At 44.3% G+C, this 884-nt stretch carries 1 protein-coding gene; it reads left to right on the forward strand.

The features are described 5' to 3' along the window. The coding region (locus QTN95_RS20845; RefSeq protein ID WP_331418878.1) for an ankyrin repeat domain-containing protein at positions 1 to 699 on the forward strand (699 nt) is incomplete at its 5' end. Between the last annotated feature and the right edge of the window lie 185 nt (positions 700 to 884).

Consider the following 884-nt stretch of genomic DNA (forward strand, 5'->3'; position numbering starts at 1 on the left):
ACACTGCTTGGCTTTGCCGTAAATGATGAAAACCCCGTAGCCATTAAAGCGTTGATGGCGTTAGGTGCCGATCCATCTATTGAGTTGCCGGAACTAGGCAGCGTGGCTTATCACGCTATGTGGCGCAAAAGTGACGAACCCTTAAAGGCTCTTCTTGAAAGTGGCATGGATCCAAATATTGCAAATGAAGGCAGCTTACGAACATTGATTTTCAACACCCCCTTGCTTGAAGAAAGTGATGCCATGAAGCTTTTAGTCGAGTACGGTGCCGATGTGAATGCCCGCGACACACTTGGCAATACACCTTTGATACATATTCTTCCAGTGCGGTTTGATGATTCTCTCTACTTGCTCAACCATGGAGCGGATCCTTATGCGATGAATAATGAAGGAATTTCGGTTGCCTACAGTGTTCAAGAAGAATTAGAGCATATGGATCCATCCACCGAAGCCTACCAAAAGATGCTCAAAATCCAGCAGAAACTTGTTGAAAAAGGTGTCAAGTTCCCTGCTTTGACACCTTTCGGTGAACGTTTTCGCAATGACATCGTTTTTTGTAAAGAGCCGCACGGTTATATGCCTAAAGCAGAATGCAAAGTGGAAGGTGTGAATGAGTTCCTAGGTGAACAAACCGAGCAGGAAAAACGCCAAGATGAAAAGATCCTCAAAGAACGTTTTGGTATCAAACATCGATTTTAAAAGCATCACATGCGGAAAGGCTCAGATGCATCTAACCCCAGGTGGAATCAAGTGAAAAAGTGGGGATGGCTTCTGATTGCAGGGCTGCTTGCTTTATCTATGGTAGCAAAAGGAGATTTGATGAATATTTTTGGCAGCAAACCTTATGCCGACGCCTTTTTTGAAGGGGATATGCTGAACATTGC

Source organism: Vibrio sp. M260112 (genome assembly GCF_036533775.1).
In the GTDB taxonomy this organism is placed as follows: Bacteria; Pseudomonadota; Gammaproteobacteria; order Enterobacterales; family Vibrionaceae; genus Vibrio.